Genomic DNA, 15,600 nt, shown 5'->3' on the forward strand with positions numbered 1-15,600 from the left:
GCAAAGAGTGGCAGGCCCGCGCCAGCAACTCTTTGCCGGTGCCGGTTTCGCCTTCTATCAATAGCGGCGCATCCAGCGGCGCCATGCGCCGCGCTTCGCGCACCACCGCGGCCATCACTTTCGAGCTCTGGAAGATACTGTCGAAGCCACGCAATTCCTGCTTGCGCACGTTGTAGATGCGCTCACCCACCCGGTCGGCGCGGTGCAGCGTCAGCACAGCACCGGCCATGGCCTCGCTGTCGTCGTGCTCCGACTGCAAGGGCGCGATGTCGGCCAGGAACACGTCACCCTTGACCTTGACCCGCAGCCCGTTGATTCGCGATTTGTTGGCGCGCACCAGTTCCGGCAAATCGAAATCCTCGGCGTAGCGCGACAGGGGAATACCCGGCACCTCGTCGACCCGCACCCCCAGCAACTGCGCCGCAGCCCGATTGGCCGCGACGATGGAACCACCCATGTCGATCGACAGCACCGGAAACTCCAGCGCACCGAGCAGGGCATTGAGCTCCATGTGCCGACGCTCGCTGGGCATCAGCCCTACACGCTTGACGCCGAAGACCCCGGCAATCGCTTCGAACTTCGGTCGCAAGGCCTGGAACTGAATGTTGATCAGGTTCGGGCAATGCAGGTAGATGGCGTTGCCATGCTCACCCCCCACTTCACCACGGGCCACGTTGATCCCGTACTCCACCAGCAGGTTGAGAATGTCGCGCAGGATGCCGATGCGGTTCTGGCAGTGGACTTTGATACGCATATAAAAGGCCTGAAAAAGCAGTGATTGAGGTTGTGACGCCTGGCGCGCAACCTGTGGGAGCGGGCTTGCTCGCGAAAGCGGTCTGCCTGATACAGCTACGTTGGATATGCCGACGCTTTCGCGAGCAAGTCGAATCGTCGCACCGCCGCTCCCACAGGGGTATTGCAGTGTGCGCTCGATCGCATTTTTCTTTCGACGCGCTCAGATAGTCGTCAAGATTATGTGACAGGCAAAGGGGTTTTCAAACCAGTAAATCTCAATAGCTGCGCGACCACGCCCAATTCGTAACGAAAACTTTACGATTATTGAGGGATTTTCCTACGATTGACGCCGGATACCTGCTGCAACAGTGCAATCCTTGGGGTATTTCTAGGTCCATAGCAGTACATAACAAGAACGAAATCCCCTAGCAGGAGAGCAGCATGAAGCAGACGCAATACGTGGCTCGCGAGCCCGATGCGCAAGGTTTTATCGACTACCCCGCCGAAGAACACGCGGTGTGGAACACGCTGATCACTCGCCAACTGAAAGTGATCGAAGGGCGTGCGTGCCAGGAGTACCTGGACGGTATCGAAAAACTCGGTCTGCCCCACGACCGCATTCCTCAACTCGGCGAAATCAACAAGGTCCTGGGTGAAACCACCGGCTGGCAGGTTGCCCGGGTTCCCGCACTGATTCCCTTCCAGACCTTTTTCGAATTGCTGGCCAGCAAGCAGTTTCCGGTGGCGACTTTTATTCGTACCCGCGAAGAACTGGATTACCTGCAAGAGCCGGACATTTTCCACGAGATCTTCGGTCACTGCCCGCTGCTGACCAACCCCTGGTTCGCCGAATTCACCCACACCTACGGCAAGCTCGGCCTCAAGGCGTCCAAGGAAGAACGCGTGTACCTGGCGCGCCTGTACTGGATGACCATCGAATTCGGCCTGGTCGACACCCCGCAAGGCCAGCGCATCTACGGTGGCGGCATCCTGTCCTCACCGAAAGAGACCGTCTACAGCCTGTCGAACGAGCCTGAACACCAAGCCTTCGACCCGCTGGAATGCATGCGCACGCCGTACCGCATCGACATCCTGCAACCCCTGTATTTCGCTCTGCCGAACCTCAAGCGCCTGTTCGACCTGGCCCACGAAGACATCATGGGCATGGTCAAGCAAGCGATGCAGATGGGGCTGCACACACCGAAATTTCCGCCAAAGGCTGCGTGAACCGCGACTTTTGCTGACAAGTGAGTCTGTCAGTCACCGTCGCTTTGGTTTAGCGTGACGGCACTGTCGACCGATATAAAAACACTCGATTACGGGAAACACACCATGTCCACTTTGAACCAAGCCCATTGCGAAGCCTGCCGCGCCGACGCTCCACAAGTCAGCGACGAAGAACTGCCGATCCTGATCAAGCAGATCCCGGACTGGAACATCGAAGTACGTGACAGCATCATGCAGCTGGAAAAGGTCTTCCTGTTCAAGAACTTCAAACATGCACTGGCCTTCACCAACGCCGTCGGTGAAATCTCCGAGGCTGAAGGCCATCACCCGGGCCTGCTGACCGAGTGGGGCAAAGTGACCGTGACCTGGTGGAGCCACTCGATCAAGGGCCTGCACCGCAACGACTTCATCATGGCCGCGCGCACTGACGAAGTGGCGAAGGACGCCGAGGGGCGCAAGTAATGCATTTCGACGCCATCGGTCGAGTGCCTGGCGACCCGATCCTCGGCCTGATGGAGGCCTACGCGCAGGACCCGAACCCATGCAAGTTCGACCTTGGCGTGGGTGTCTATAAAGACGCCCAAGGCCTGACGCCGATTCCTCAGTCAGTGAAACTGGCCGAGGCGCGGCTGGTGGAGCGTCAGACCACCAAGACCTACATCGGCGGTCATGGCGAGCCGGCGTTCGGCAAAGCGATCAATGAACTGGTGCTGGGCGCCGACTCGAAGCTGATCAGCGCACAACGCGCCGGCGTCACCCAGACTCCGGGCGGCACCGGGGCTTTGCGCCTGAGCGCGGACTTCATCGCCCAGTGCCTGCCGGGGCGCGGCGTGTGGCTGAGCAACCCGACCTGGCCGATCCACGAAACGATTTTTGCGGCAGCCAAGGTCAAGGTCAGCCACTACCCCTACGTGGGCAGCGACAACCGGCTCGACGTCGACGGCATGTTGGCGGCACTCAATGAAGCCCCCAAGGGTGACGTGGTGTTGCTGCACGCCTGCTGCCACAACCCGACCGGTTTCGACCTGTCCCGGGATGACTGGCAGAGGGTGCTGGAAGTAGTACGCAAGCGCGAACTGCTGCCACTGATCGACTTCGCGTATCAAGGATTCGGCGATGGTCTGGAACAGGATGCCTGGTCGACCCGACTGTTCGCCGCCGAGTTGCCGGAACTGCTGATCACCAGTTCCTGCTCGAAGAACTTCGGCCTGTACCGCGACCGCACCGGCGCGCTGATTGTCTGCGCGAAAACCGCCGACAAGCTCACCGACATCCGCAGCCAACTGGCCAACATCGCCCGCAACCTGTGGTCGACGCCGCCGGACCATGGCGCTGCTGTCGTGGCGACCATCCTCGGCGATCCAGAGCTGAAACGCCTGTGGGCCGACGAAGTTGAAGCGATGCGCCTGCGTATCGCCCAACTGCGCAGCGGTCTGGTGGAGGCGCTGGAGCCTCACGGTTTGCGCGAGCGCTTTGCACACATTGGCGTGCAACGCGGGATGTTCTCCTACACCGGCCTTTCACCTGAGCAAGTGAAGAACCTGCGGGATCATCACAGCGTGTACATGGTCAGCTCGGGCCGGGCCAACGTGGCGGGGATTGATGCCACGCGCCTGGATCTGCTGGCCGAGGCGATTGCCGCAGTCTGCAAATAACACCACCAAACCCTGTGGGAGCGAGCTTGCTCGCGATGAGGCCATAACATTCAACATCTCTGTTGACTGTCAGGCCGCTATCGCGAGCAAGCTCGCTCCCACATTTGTTTTGTGTCGCTCCTCCAGTCATGTCTAGACAATCCCATCCGTCGAAACAAATGGATATAAAAGTCCGTTTGTCATTTTCAGTGCTGTATCCTGCCCAGGCTTTTTCAAAGCGCGGATCTACCAGATCTATCAACAGACTTAGCGAGGAGCGCAACCATGCACGAGATTCCTAATCTCCCCTTCCCAAGCCTGCACGTACCTGAGCAGACGACCACGCAGCAAGCCGGAGCCCAACAGCCCGAGCCGAAAGAAGCCACTGACAGCCGCCAGGCTGACAGAGAAGACTGAAACACCCGCCGTACAGACCGTGTGGAAAGCGCTACCATGCGCTTTCCACACTGCCTGAAACGCGAGCCTGCACCATGACCGATGAACTCAGCGAAACCTTTGATGAAAAGCAGGCCAGCGTCCTGATCGGCACCGCCGAGAAAATGATCGGGATCTGGAATCGCCTCTCCCCCGAGAAACAAGCCGCCTTGCTCGCCCGCTTCGGCACTCAGGAAAATGCGCTGGCCGCCCTGGTCACCACGCAACTGGTCGCACCTGCCAAGCCTGAATGACGCCGCCCGGCAAATAGTTTTACTTTTTCACAACCTGTGACCGTCCACACCGCTATCATAAGCAGCCTATCTATCCTGCTTTACCGTGGACCTTTACCCATGCCTGAAAACCAGCGCCCCCTGGCGGTCACGCTGCAAGTCGTTTCCATCGTCCTTTTCACCTTCATCGGCTACCTGAACATCGGCATCCCCCTGGCCGTATTGCCCGGCTACGTCCACAGCGACCTGGGCTTCGGCGCGGTGGTCGCCGGCCTGGTGATCAGCGTGCAATACCTGGCCACCCTGCTCAGCCGCCCCTATGCCGGGAAGATCATCGACAACAAGGGCAGCAAACTGGCCGTGATGTATGGCCTGGCCGGTTGCGGCCTGAGCGGCGTGTTCATGTTGATCTCGGCCTGGACCCAGAGCCTGCCGACCTTGAGTCTGATCAGCCTGTTGATCGGCCGCCTGGTGCTCGGCAGCGCGGAAAGCCTGGTGGGCTCGGGCTCGATTGGCTGGGGCATCGGCCGGGTCGGCGCGGCGAACACGGCCAAGGTTATCTCCTGGAACGGTATCGCCAGCTATGGCGCACTGGCTGTCGGCGCGCCCCTGGGCGTGTTGCTTGTCCATCAATTGGGCTTGTGGAGCATGGGCGTGAGCATTGTTTTGCTGGCCGTTCTCGGCCTGCTGCTGGCCTGGCCGAAAACCGCCGCGCCGATCGTTGCCGGCGAGCGCCTGCCGTTCATGCATGTACTGGGGCGAGTCTTGCCCCACGGTTGCGGCCTGGCCCTGGGCTCCATCGGCTTCGGCACCATCGCCACCTTCATCACCCTGTATTACGCCACGCAACACTGGGACAACGCGGTGCTGTGTCTGAGCCTGTTCGGCGCCAGCTTCATCGGCGCGCGCTTACTGTTCGGCAACCTGATCAACCGCCTCGGCGGCTTTCGCGTGGCCATTGCCTGCCTGTCGGTGGAAACCCTGGGCTTGCTGTTGCTGTGGCTGGCACCCGATGCCCATTGGGCTCTGGCGGGCGCGGCGCTGAGCGGCTTCGGCTTTTCACTGGTGTTTCCGGCGCTCGGCGTGGAAGCGGTCAACCTGGTGCCCGCCTCAAGTCGTGGCGCGGCGGTCGGCGCCTATTCGCTGTTCATCGATTTGTCGCTGGGCATCACCGGGCCGCTCGCTGGCGCCATTGCTGCCGGGTTCGGTTTTGCTTCGATCTTCCTGTTCGCCGCCCTCGCCGCGCTCAGCGGTTTGATGCTGAGCCTTTACCTGTACCGGCAGGCACCGAAGCAACGCGAGGCGCGGGACGCCCGCTAGAAGTCGACCTTCCCGCGCCCGGCCTTGATGTTGCCGCGCTTGCTCTTGGATTCGAGGCGACGGGTCTTCGAGCCGAGGGTCGGCTTGGTCGGGCGGCGCTTTTTCTCGACCTTGGTGGCACTCTGGATCAACTCGGTCAGCCGCAACAGCGCATCGGCGCGGTTCTGCTCCTGCGTCCGGTACTGCTGGGCCTTGATGATCAACACACCGTCGGCGGTGATGCGGCTGTCGCGCAACGCCAGCAGCCGTTCCTTGTAGAACTCGGGCAAGGACGACGCCGGAATGTCGAAGCGCAGGTGCACGGCACTGGAGACCTTGTTGACGTTCTGCCCACCGGCGCCTTGCGCGCGAATGGCCGTCAACTCGATCTCGGCATCCGGCAGCTGCACGTTGTTGGAAATGACCAGCATGGAAAAGCGTCCGTATTCAGAGCGTGCAGGATACCGCGAAAGGGTCAGACAAACGCGATCCCTGTGGGAGCGAGCTTGCTCGCGATAGCAGTGTGTCAGACAACGATGATGTCGACTGACACGGCCTCATCGCGAGCAAGCTCGCTCCCACAGGGTTTAATGTCATGCCATGAATTCGATATCCACAAAAAACCCGGCACCTGGCCGGGTTTGTTGTTTCTGCGCGGAGTTACTCCACTGCGGCCTGCAAGGCACGCTGAGCACTACGCTTGTTCTTGATGCCGTAGCAGACCCACATGAACACGAGCCACACCGGAATCGCATACACCGACGTCTGAATCCCCGGTATCAACAGCATCACGCCAAGGATGAACACCACGAACACCAGGCAGATGTAGTTGCCGTACGGGTACCACAGGGCCTTGAACAGCGGCGTCTGCCTGGTCTTGTCCATGTGCTGGCGGAACTTGAAGTGCGAGTAGCTGATCATCGCCCAGTTGATCACCAGGGTGGCCACCACCAGCGACATCAGCAGCTCCAGCGCGTTTTGCGGGATCAGGTAGTTCAGCAGTACCGCGATCAGGGTCACGGCGGCCGAGGCCAGGATCGAACGCACCGGCACGCCGCGCTTGTCGATCTTCGCCAGGCCCTTCGGCGCATCGCCCTGCTCGGCCATGCCCAGCAGCATGCGGCTGTTGCAGTAGGTGCCGCTGTTGTACACCGACAACGCCGCGGTCAGGACCACGAAGTTGAGGATGTGCGCGGCGGTGTTGCTGCCCAGCATCGAGAACACTTGCACGAACGGGCTTCCGCTGTAGGAATCACCGGAGGCGTTCAGGGTGGTCAGCAGGCTGTCCCACGGCGTCAACGACAGCAGGATGACCAGGGCACCGATGTAGAAAATCAGAATCCGGTAGATCACCTGGTTGATGGCTTTCGGAATCACGGTTTTCGGTTTGTCGGCTTCGGCAGCGGTGAAACCGAGCATTTCCAGGCCACCGAAGGAAAACATGATGAAAGCCATGGCCATCACCAGACCGCTGACGCCGTTCGGGAAGAAGCCACCGTGGGACCACAGGTTGCTGACCGCTGCCTGCGGGCCGCCGTTGCCGCTGACCAGCAGGTAGCTGCCCAGAGCAATCATGCCGACGATCGCCACGACCTTGATGATCGCGAACCAGAACTCGGCCTCGCCAAAGACTTTGACGTTGGCCAGGTTGATCACGTTGATCAGCACGAAGAAGGCCGCTGCGGAGACCCAGGTCGGGATGTCCGGCGCCCAGTAGTGGATGTACTTGCCGACCGCGGTCAGCTCCGACATGCCCACCAGAATGTACAGGATCCAGCAGTTCCAGCCCGACAGGAAGCCGGCAAAGCCGCCCCAGTACTTGTGCGCAAAATGGCTGAAGGAGCCTGCAACCGGATCTTCGACGATCATTTCGCCCAGTTGGCGCATGATCATGAAGGCGATGAAGCCGCAGATGGCGTAGCCGAGGATCATCGACGGGCCGGCGGACTTCAGCACCCCGGCCGAGCCGAGGAACAAGCCGGTACCGATCGCGCCGCCGAGGGCGATCAATTGAATGTGGCGATTTTTCAGGCCGCGTTTCAGCTCGCCTGATTGCGGGTGTTGTCCACTCATGAAAAGGGTCTCACGCAAGGTTTGATGATGTTCAGTAGACGTTGCTGCTCAAGAAAGGCGTTAAGCGGCACCGATCAAACCCCAGCGCAGGCACCAGGAGTTCAGCGTATTTACAACGGTCATGCGTCACCTGTTTGTTTTTATCTGTGACGAAATCGAACCCGACACGCTCGTGACGCGACGGAGTGAACAAGGCGGATAGCCTTGAGGTTTGCGCAGATGCGCAGGAGGTCACAGGTAAAACGCGGCGCATTGTACACCCGTAACCCCCTGCTGCCAGACCCGCTGGACAAGCGTGTCTATGGCCGGGATTGCCTGTGTCCGCCCCGAGAGGCTCGGGCGGCTGCAAAAAATGAATCAGACCCTTGCGGATCATCGACGGGAAAGGCAGGAAAACCGCCCCTCGCAGAGAGATGGAGATGGAATACGGCGTTCATTGCGCCTCCTTTTTGTTATGCACCTGCACGACAGGCATGGCGCGCATAACACCCTGCATGGAGCGGTGAAACAAGCGGGCCAGAGGGCTGAAAGAAGGAAGGAAGGCGTTGATGCGTAAGCGTTTTCTTACGGCATCCTGGGAATGGCGAATCCACGGGGCTAATCGGTGAATTTTGTCAGGTTTTCTTTACAGACCGTAACATCGGGTTTCCATTCGGGAGAGTGTGGTGTTGCCGCTGACGCCTTCGCGGGCAAGCCCGCTCCCACAATGGATCGCGTTTCTCCAGAACAACCCGGTCTCCTGTGGGAGCGGGCTTGCCCGCGAAGAGGCCCTTGAAAACACCCCATCGCTAAAGCCAGCCCAAAAAAAACGCCAACCCGAAGGTTGGCGTTTTTTATGAAGCGCTCAGCCGATTATTCCGGCTTGCGACGACCAAAGCCCGGACGCTGGCCGGAACCGGCCGGTGCGCCACGGCGCTTGCCCGACGGCGTGTCTCCGTCGACCAGTTTGATCCCCGGACGCTTCGGCGCAGGCTTGGCCGGACGCTTGGTGTCGGCCGGGCGATCGGCTACCGGCGTACCACGACCTTCACCACGCTCGGTACGGCCATTGGCCGGACGTGGCGTGCGCGGGCCGCGTTCGCCGTCCTGACGGGCGGCTGGCTTGCGCCCTGGACGCTCGCCTTCGATCTGCGGCTCGCGGCTTGCACGCGGCGCAACAGGAGCGGCAGGAGCCCCGGTGGCTGGACGCAGGGTACGCACGCGCTCGGTCTTGGCCATCGGACGCGACGACTTGCGCTGCATCCGGTCAAGCTTGTCTTTGCTCTTGGCGTTCATCTGCGGCATCGCGACCGGCGTCAGGCCGACCTCGGCACTCAGAATGTCGACTTCGTACTGGCTCATTTCGCGCCAGCGGCCCATCGGCAGGTCGGAGTTGAGGAACACCGGGCCGAAACGCACGCGCTTCAGACGGCTGACCACCAGGCCCTGGGATTCCCACAGGCGACGAACTTCGCGGTTACGACCTTCCATCACCACGCAGTGATACCAGTGGTTGAAACCTTCGCCGCCTGGTGCCTGCTTGATGTCGGTGAACTTGGCCGGACCATCTTCAAGGACAACGCCAGCCTTCAGGCGCTCGATCATCTCGTCATCGACTTCGCCACGCACACGTACCGCGTATTCACGGTCCATTTCGTAGGAAGGATGCATCAGGCGGTTGGCCAGTTCACCGTCGGTGGTGAACATCAGCAGACCGGTGGTGTTGATGTCCAGGCGACCGATGTTGATCCAGCGCCCCTCTTTAGGGCGCGGCATCTTGTCGAATACGGTCGGACGGCCTTCCGGGTCGACACGGGTGCAGATCTCGCCGTCGGGCTTGTTGTACATGATCACGCGGCGCACCGACTCGGCGGCCTCTTCGCGCTTGATCACCTTGCCATCGATGGTGATGGCGTCGTGCATGTCGACGCGCTGGCCAAGGGTGGCGTCTTTGCCGTTGACCTTGATGCGGCCATGGCTGATCCAGGCTTCCACGTCACGGCGCGAGCCGACGCCGATACGGGCGAGGACTTTCTGCAGTTTTTCGCCTGCTGGGCCGATTGGCTGGTCGTCTTGCTGGTCTTTGATACTCATCTGGGCACCTCCCGGTGTGGTCTGAAAACTGGGTACTTGGGCGAAGGGATCGCCGAAGGGTCGCGAATCATACGCGCATGCGGCCGTTTGCGCATCAGAGACTAGCTGATCAAGGCAAGGTTATTTGTTTTTCCGCTGGCCGGTGACCCGCAGCTCTGCTATGAACACAATCCCCTGTGGGAGCGGGCTTGCCCGCGAAGAGGGCGTGTCAGTCGGCATATTTATTGACTGACCCACCGCATTCGCGGGCAAGCCCGCTCCCACAGGGATCTTTGGTGGTCGCAGACATTGCGATCAGTCTTCGAACTGACGGCGTTCGGCTTCGATTGCTTGCGCCAGGGCCTGGGCTTCGGCTTCTTCGTCCGACAGTTCGGGCTCGGGTTTCGACTGTTCGAGGGCGGCAACGGCGGCCAGGAGCTTTTCCCGGGCCTCGGCAACGCCGAGGATGTCGTCGTCCTGCTCCGGCTCGCCTTCCGGTTCAGGCTCGGGCTGTGCTGCTTCGACTTCCGGTTCGATAACCGACTGTTGCGGATCGAACTCAGGCGAGGCACCGTCACGCAGCAAATCGTCGAAGTCGGTCTTGATCCCCTCTTCCATGCTGTCCAGTTCCAGCAACAGCGTGTGGAAACTGGTCTCTTCTTTCGGCTCTTCCGGCTCGGCGCTGGCATCGGCCAACTCTTGCAGCCCGGCGGGTACGGGGGCGTCGTCGAAATCGAGCACCGGATCCGGTTCCAGCTCGCGCAGTTCCGCCAACGGCGGCAGGTCGTCGAGGTTCTTCAGGTTGAAATGATCGAGGAACGCCTTGGTGGTGGCGAACATCGCCGGTTTGCCGGGCACGTCGCGGTAGCCGACGATACGGATCCACTCGCGCTCCATCAAGGTCTTGACGATATTGCTGTTGACCGCCACGCCCCGCACGTCTTCGATTTCGCCGCGGGTGATCGGCTGGCGATAGGCAATCAGCGCCATGGTTTCCAGCATGGCCCGGGAGTAACGCTGCGGGCGCTCTTCCCACAGGCGCCCGACCCACGGCGCAAACTTCTCGCGAATCTGCAGGCGATACCCCGAGGCCACTTCCTTGAGTTCAAACGCCCGGCCATCGCAGGATTTGGCGAGAATCGTCAGGGCTTTCTTGAAGACCGCCGGTTCCGGGCGCTCGCCCTCCTCGAAGAGTTCGAACAGGCTTTCCAAAGATTGCGGCTTTCCCGAGGCCAACAGAAAGGCTTCAAGCAAGGGTGCCAGATCGCGGGGTTCAGTCAGGTTCATGTTTCGACTCGTTATTCGGCTCGGGCTCGCACGTGGATCGCGGCAAATGGCTCATTCTGCACCAGCTCGACCAGGGATTCCTTGACCAATTCAAGGATCGCCATGAAGGTCACCACCACTCCCAGGCGCCCTTCTTCTGCTGTGAACAGCTCGACAAACGGCACGAAACCGCCGCCCTTGAGGCGCTCCAGCACATCGCTCATGCGTTCGCGGGTCGACAGCGCCTCGCGGCTGACCTGATGGCTCTCGAACATGTCGCCACGGCGCAAGACCTCGGCCATGGACAGCAGCAACTCGGACAGACGTACGTCCGGCAACAACTTGCGTGCCCGGGCTTCCGGGGCGTCGAGTTTGGGCACCACTACGTCGCGACCGACGCGGCTCAGGCCGTCGATGCCTTCGGCGGCAGCCTTGAAGCGCTCGTATTCCTGCAAGCGACGGATCAGTTCGGCGCGCGGGTCTTCCTCTTCGTCTTCGACGGTTTCGGCCCGTGGCAGCAGCATCCGCGACTTGATCTCGGCCAGCATCGCGGCCATCACCAGGTATTCGGCGGCCAGTTCCAGGCGTACCGACTGCATCAACTCGACGTAGCCCATGTATTGGCGAGTGATTTCCGCCACTGGAATGTCGAGGATGTTGATGTTCTGTTTGCGGATTAGGTACAGCAGCAAGTCGAGCGGACCTTCAAATGCCTCGAGGAAGACCTCGAGGGCATCCGGCGGGATGTACAGGTCCAGGGGCATTTCCATGACCGCCTGGCCGTAGACCATGGCGAAGGGCAGTTCCTGCTGGGCTCCGGCCTGACTGTCGACGGGTTCTACTGCAGACATCTAGGCCTCGACCATGAACGGCGCAGGGTCGCCGCAACCAACGCGAATGACTTCCGGCTCGCCGTCGGCGAGGCTGATCACGGTGGACGCCTTGATCCCGCCAAAGCCGCCATCGATGATCAGGTCGACCTGGTGTTCGAGCAACTGACGCATTTCATGGGGGTCGCTCAACGGATCTTCATCGCCGGGCATGATCAGGGTCACGCTCATCAACGGTTCGCCCAGTTCAGCCAGCAGCGCCAGGGCAATCGGGTGGCTCGGCACGCGCAGGCCGATGGTGCGTTTCTTGGGGTGCAACAACAGCCGCGGCACTTCGCGGGTGGCGTTGAGAATGAAGGTATAGGGCCCCGGCAGATGGGCCTTGAGAATGCGGAACGTGCCGGTGTCGATCTTGGCGAACAGGCCCAGTTGCGACAGGTCGCTGCAAATCAGCGCAAAGTTGTGTTTCTCATCCAGTTGCCGCAGGCGCCGAACGCGCTCCACGGCCACCTTGTCGCCGATCTGGCAACCTATGGCGTAGGAAGAGTCCGTGGGATAAATCACCACCCCGCCCTTGCGGATGATTTCGACTGCCTGTTTGATCAGGCGCGCTTGCGGGTTTTCCGGATGAATCTGGAAAAATTGACTCACATTCTCTACCTGTTCAGACGGCGGCAATAACTGGGTCATGTTTGAATCGACACCATAGCGGTGGCAGATCCTCAGGGAGTGGCCGGTATTCACCGATCTCCGACCAGCCTCCTGGGCCATGAAAATCACTGCCGGCGCTGACCAGCAGACCGAACTCGCGGGCCAGAATGGCCAGGCTGCCCACTTGCTCGGCAGGCTGGTAACCATTGACCACTTCGATGGCGTGGCCCCCTGCTTGAATATAGTCGGCAATCAGACGACGGCGCTTGCTTCGAGTGAATTCGTAGTGCCAGGGGTGTGCCAGGCTGACCCAGGCCTTGGCCGCGCGCAGGGTTTCGACGGTTTCTTCCAGGGTCGGCCAGTGTTGCTTGACGTCGCCCAGCTTGCCGGCGCCCAGCCATTTGCGAAACGCCTCGGCGCGATCCTTGACGAAACCTTCACGCACCATCCAGTCGGCGAAATGCGGGCGGGCCGGCGCGTTACCACTGTCGCCCAGCTCCTGCTGGATCTCCCGAGCGCCTTCAAGCGCCCCCGGCATGCCCTTGAGCGCCAGTTTGCGGCTGATTTCCTCGGAGCGTAGCCAGCGGCCATCATGCAATCTGGCGATGGCCTCGACCAACGGCGCGGCATTCACGTCAAAACCGTAGCCCAATACATGAATGGTCGCGCCGCCCCAGGTGCAGGACAATTCGACGCCATTGACCAGTTGCATCCCCAGCGCGGTGGCCGCATGCCGGGCCTCGTCGAGGCCTTCAAGGGTGTCGTGATCGGTCAAGGCCAGGACTCGCACGCCTTTCTCGAACGCTCGCGCCACCAGAACCGCAGGCGCCAGGGCGCCATCGGAGGCCGTGCTATGGCAGTGCAAATCAACATTCACAGGGCTTTGTAACCTCAAATCAGCTGGCGCTATCGCGCGCCCATATGTTTGTTATTATGCCGCCACATCCTGCTTCTGGCTGCCACTGTGAAACAATTCATCGATTTCATCCCGCTCCTGCTGTTTTTCATCGTCTTCAAAACCGATCCACGGGTCGTCGACATCGCCGGCCATGAGGTCACTGTAGGCGGTATTTACAGCGCCACCGCGATGCTGATCGTCAGTTCCCTGGTGGTCTACGGCACGCTGTTCGTCAAACAGCGCAAGCTGGAGAAGAGCCAGTGGCTGACCCTGGTCGCCTGCCTGGTCTTCGGCAGCCTGACGCTCGCGTTCCACAGCGAGACGTTCCTGAAGTGGAAAGCCCCGGTGGTCAACTGGCTGTTCGCCCTGGCGTTCATCGGCAGCCACTTCGTCGGTGACAGCCTGCTGATCAAACGCATCATGGGCCACGCGCTGACCCTGCCGGAACCGGTCTGGACGCGCCTGAACATCGCCTGGATCGCCTTCTTCCTGTTTTGCGGTGCCGCCAACCTGTTCGTCGCGTTCACCTTCCAGGAGTACTGGGTCGACTTCAAGGTCTTCGGCAGCCTGGGCATGACTTTGCTGTTCCTGGTCGGTCAGGGCATCTACCTGTCCCGCCATCTGCACGACGCCGATACCACATCGCCTAAAACCGAGGACTGACATGCTTTACGCAATCATTGCCACAGACGTCGCCAACTCCCTGGAAGCCCGCCTGGCCGCACGGCCTGCACACCTGGAGCGCCTGCAAGCGCTCAAGGGCGAAGGTCGCATCGTATTGGCCGGCCCACACCCGGCGATCGACAGCAATGATCCGGGCGCGGCGGGTTTCAGCGGCAGCCTGATCGTTGCCGAATTCGACTCCCTGAGCGCCGCCCAGGCCTGGGCCGACGCCGATCCGTACATCGCCGCCGGCGTCTACGCCAACGTTCTGGTCAAGCCGTTCAAGCAAGTCCTGCCGTAACTTTCTTCTTTCAACTGCCCCCACGCGGTGAACCATATCGGTTCATCGCGTTCTCAATCGCTCATTATTCTCGTTTGCCGGCCGACAACTTCCCCAATACTCGTATTGGAACCAGGAGTCGCCATGCGCAAGGGTCCGTTGTGCCTGATGTTGGTCACGTTGTCGATCGTGGCGCCCGCCCACGGTGAAGAATCCGCCGAGGGTGGCAACTCGACGCCACTTTCCCTGAGCGCCGGCAGCCAGATCACCGAGTTGCAGCAACGCTTGAAAGAAAGCGAACGGCAACGGGAAGAACTGAACAAGCATTTGCAAACTGCCGATGGCGAACGCGAAAGCCCGCTGCTGGCCCGGTTGCGCCAGGAGAACCAGCGATTGAAGCTGCAACTCAAGGAAGCCCAGGCCAGCAGTCCCCTGCCGCGCCTGCTGACCGACCAGCAACAATGGTTCGTCATCGGCGCCGGGGTAGCGCTATTGGCTCTGCTCTGCGGTATCTTCGCCAGTGGAGCAAGTCGAAAACGTCGACAATGGCTAAATTGAGTGAGTCATGAGCGAGCTGTTACTGATTGATGATGACCAGGAGCTGTGTGAGCTCCTGAGCAGTTGGCTGAGCCAGGAAGGGTTTCAGGTGCGTGCCTGTCACGACGGCCAGAGCGCACGCCGCGCACTGGCCGAAACCGCCCCGGCGGCCGTGGTACTGGATGTGATGTTGCCCGATGGCAGCGGCCTGGAGCTGCTCAAGCAGTTGCGCAACGATCACCCGGATTTGCCGGTGCTTATGCTCTCCGCCCGGGGCGAACCCCTGGACCGTATCCTTGGCCTGGAACTCGGCGCCGACGATTACCTGGCCAAACCCTGCGACCCACGGGAACTGACCGCCCGCCTACGTGCCGTCCTGCGTCGCAGCCACCCGGCGGCGGTGTCCAGCCGGATCGAACTGGGCGACCTGTGTTTCAGCCCGGTGCGCGGCGTGGTCAGCATCGACGAACAGGAATTCACCCTCACCGTCTCCGAAAGCCGCCTGCTGGAAGCCTTGCTCAAGCAACCCGGCGAGCCCCTGGACAAACAGGAACTGGCGCAGATCGCCCTCGGCCGCAAGCTGACCCTGTACGACCGCAGCCTGGACATGCACGTCAGCAACCTGCGCAAGAAAATCGGCCCGCACCCCGATGGCCGACCGCGCATCGTGGCCCTGCGCAGCCGCGGCTACTACTACAGCCTGTAGGTTTTGTCAGGTCGGCCGAAAATCATGTTTACCAAAGCTTTACCCTCCGCTGACCGCCGCTGACCTTGATCTGCGTAATCT

General features: G+C 60.9%; 17 protein-coding genes. 9 read left to right on the forward strand and 8 right to left on the reverse strand.

The annotated features are described in order from the left end of the window. A partial coding sequence (locus PMI34_RS10850; RefSeq protein WP_008051159.1) for a sigma 54-interacting transcriptional regulator occupies nucleotides 1–754 on the reverse strand: 754 nt, incomplete at its 3' end. Nucleotides 755–1,176: 422 nt separating this feature from the next. On the opposite strand from PMI34_RS10850, the gene phhA reads away from it, so the two are divergent. From phhA to PMI34_RS10825, 5 genes are all read left to right on the forward strand, one after another. Beyond that, nucleotides 1,177–1,962: a phenylalanine 4-monooxygenase gene (gene phhA / locus PMI34_RS10845; RefSeq protein WP_008051160.1), complete on the forward strand. Its 786-nt coding sequence runs from the start codon at nucleotides 1,177–1,179 to the stop codon at nucleotides 1,960–1,962. A 105-nt stretch (nucleotides 1,963–2,067) separates the two neighbouring features. Continuing rightward, the gene (locus tag PMI34_RS10840) at nucleotides 2,068–2,424 is read left to right on the forward strand and encodes a 4a-hydroxytetrahydrobiopterin dehydratase (protein WP_007975310.1); all 357 of its coding nucleotides are present in this window, start codon (nucleotides 2,068–2,070) and stop codon (nucleotides 2,422–2,424) included. Continuing rightward, nucleotides 2,424–3,617: an amino acid aminotransferase gene (locus PMI34_RS10835; RefSeq protein ID WP_008051161.1), complete on the forward strand. Its 1,194-nt coding sequence runs from the start codon at nucleotides 2,424–2,426 to the stop codon at nucleotides 3,615–3,617. The genes PMI34_RS10840 and PMI34_RS10835 overlap by 1 nt, the downstream gene beginning before the upstream one ends. 470 nt (nucleotides 3,618–4,087) lie before the next feature. Then, the gene (locus PMI34_RS10830) at nucleotides 4,088–4,285 is read left to right on the forward strand and encodes a hypothetical protein (protein ID WP_008051163.1); all 198 of its coding nucleotides are present in this window, start codon (nucleotides 4,088–4,090) and stop codon (nucleotides 4,283–4,285) included. 99 nt (nucleotides 4,286–4,384) lie between these two features. Then, the gene (locus PMI34_RS10825; RefSeq protein WP_008051170.1) at nucleotides 4,385–5,584 is read left to right on the forward strand and encodes an MFS transporter; all 1,200 of its coding nucleotides are present in this window, start codon (nucleotides 4,385–4,387) and stop codon (nucleotides 5,582–5,584) included. On the opposite strand, the gene arfB is transcribed toward PMI34_RS10825, so the two are convergent. From arfB to PMI34_RS10790, 7 genes are all read right to left on the reverse strand, one after another. Further along, complete coding sequence (gene arfB, locus PMI34_RS10820; RefSeq protein WP_008051171.1) at nucleotides 5,581–5,994, reverse strand: alternative ribosome rescue aminoacyl-tRNA hydrolase ArfB; 414 nt, start codon at nucleotides 5,992–5,994, stop codon at nucleotides 5,581–5,583. The genes PMI34_RS10825 and arfB overlap by 4 nt on opposite strands. A 229-nt stretch (nucleotides 5,995–6,223) precedes the next feature. Further along, nucleotides 6,224–7,636 (reverse strand): amino acid permease, encoded by a 1,413-nt coding sequence (locus PMI34_RS10815; RefSeq protein WP_008051172.1) that lies wholly within the window; start codon nucleotides 7,634–7,636, stop codon nucleotides 6,224–6,226. A gap of 852 nt (nucleotides 7,637–8,488) precedes the next feature. Beyond that, entirely contained in the window at nucleotides 8,489–9,709 is a 1,221-nt protein-coding gene (rluB, locus tag PMI34_RS10810) for a 23S rRNA pseudouridine(2605) synthase RluB (RefSeq protein WP_008051173.1), read from the reverse strand. 294 nt (nucleotides 9,710–10,003) lie between these two features. Continuing rightward, the gene (scpB, locus tag PMI34_RS10805) at nucleotides 10,004–10,975 is read right to left on the reverse strand and encodes an SMC-Scp complex subunit ScpB (RefSeq protein ID WP_008051174.1); all 972 of its coding nucleotides are present in this window, start codon (nucleotides 10,973–10,975) and stop codon (nucleotides 10,004–10,006) included. 11 nt (nucleotides 10,976–10,986) lie between these two features. Then, nucleotides 10,987–11,745, reverse strand: a complete 759-nt coding sequence (locus tag PMI34_RS10800; RefSeq protein ID WP_172435389.1) for a segregation and condensation protein A — start codon at nucleotides 11,743–11,745, stop codon at nucleotides 10,987–10,989. A gap of 60 nt (nucleotides 11,746–11,805) precedes the next feature. Beyond that, nucleotides 11,806–12,435 (reverse strand): L-threonylcarbamoyladenylate synthase, encoded by a 630-nt coding sequence (locus tag PMI34_RS10795; RefSeq protein ID WP_032829738.1) that lies wholly within the window; start codon nucleotides 12,433–12,435, stop codon nucleotides 11,806–11,808. 13 nt (nucleotides 12,436–12,448) lie between these two features. Then, complete coding sequence (locus PMI34_RS10790) at nucleotides 12,449–13,312, reverse strand: PHP domain-containing protein (protein ID WP_008051175.1); 864 nt, start codon at nucleotides 13,310–13,312, stop codon at nucleotides 12,449–12,451. Nucleotides 13,313–13,399: 87 nt separating this feature from the next. Here PMI34_RS10790 and PMI34_RS10785 point away from each other — a divergent pair, with 87 nt between their 5' ends. The 4 genes from PMI34_RS10785 (at nucleotide 13,400) to PMI34_RS10770 (ending at nucleotide 15,519) form a co-directional block, all read left to right on the forward strand. Continuing rightward, on the forward strand, nucleotides 13,400–13,996 hold the full coding sequence (locus tag PMI34_RS10785; protein WP_008051176.1) for a septation protein A: 597 nt from the start codon (nucleotides 13,400–13,402) through the stop codon (nucleotides 13,994–13,996). Nucleotide 13,997: 1 nt separating this feature from the next. Next, nucleotides 13,998–14,297: a YciI family protein gene (locus PMI34_RS10780; protein ID WP_008051177.1), complete on the forward strand. Its 300-nt coding sequence runs from the start codon at nucleotides 13,998–14,000 to the stop codon at nucleotides 14,295–14,297. 123 nt (nucleotides 14,298–14,420) lie between these two features. Further along, complete coding sequence (locus PMI34_RS10775) at nucleotides 14,421–14,834, forward strand: hypothetical protein (RefSeq protein ID WP_008051178.1); 414 nt, start codon at nucleotides 14,421–14,423, stop codon at nucleotides 14,832–14,834. Between the two features lie 7 nt (nucleotides 14,835–14,841). Then, nucleotides 14,842–15,519, forward strand: a complete 678-nt coding sequence (locus PMI34_RS10770) for a response regulator transcription factor (RefSeq protein WP_008051179.1) — start codon at nucleotides 14,842–14,844, stop codon at nucleotides 15,517–15,519. Nucleotides 15,520–15,600 lie beyond the last annotated feature (81 nt).

The sequence above is a fragment of the Pseudomonas sp. GM74 genome (assembly GCF_000282455.1).
GTDB lineage: Bacteria > Pseudomonadota > Gammaproteobacteria > Pseudomonadales > Pseudomonadaceae > Aquipseudomonas.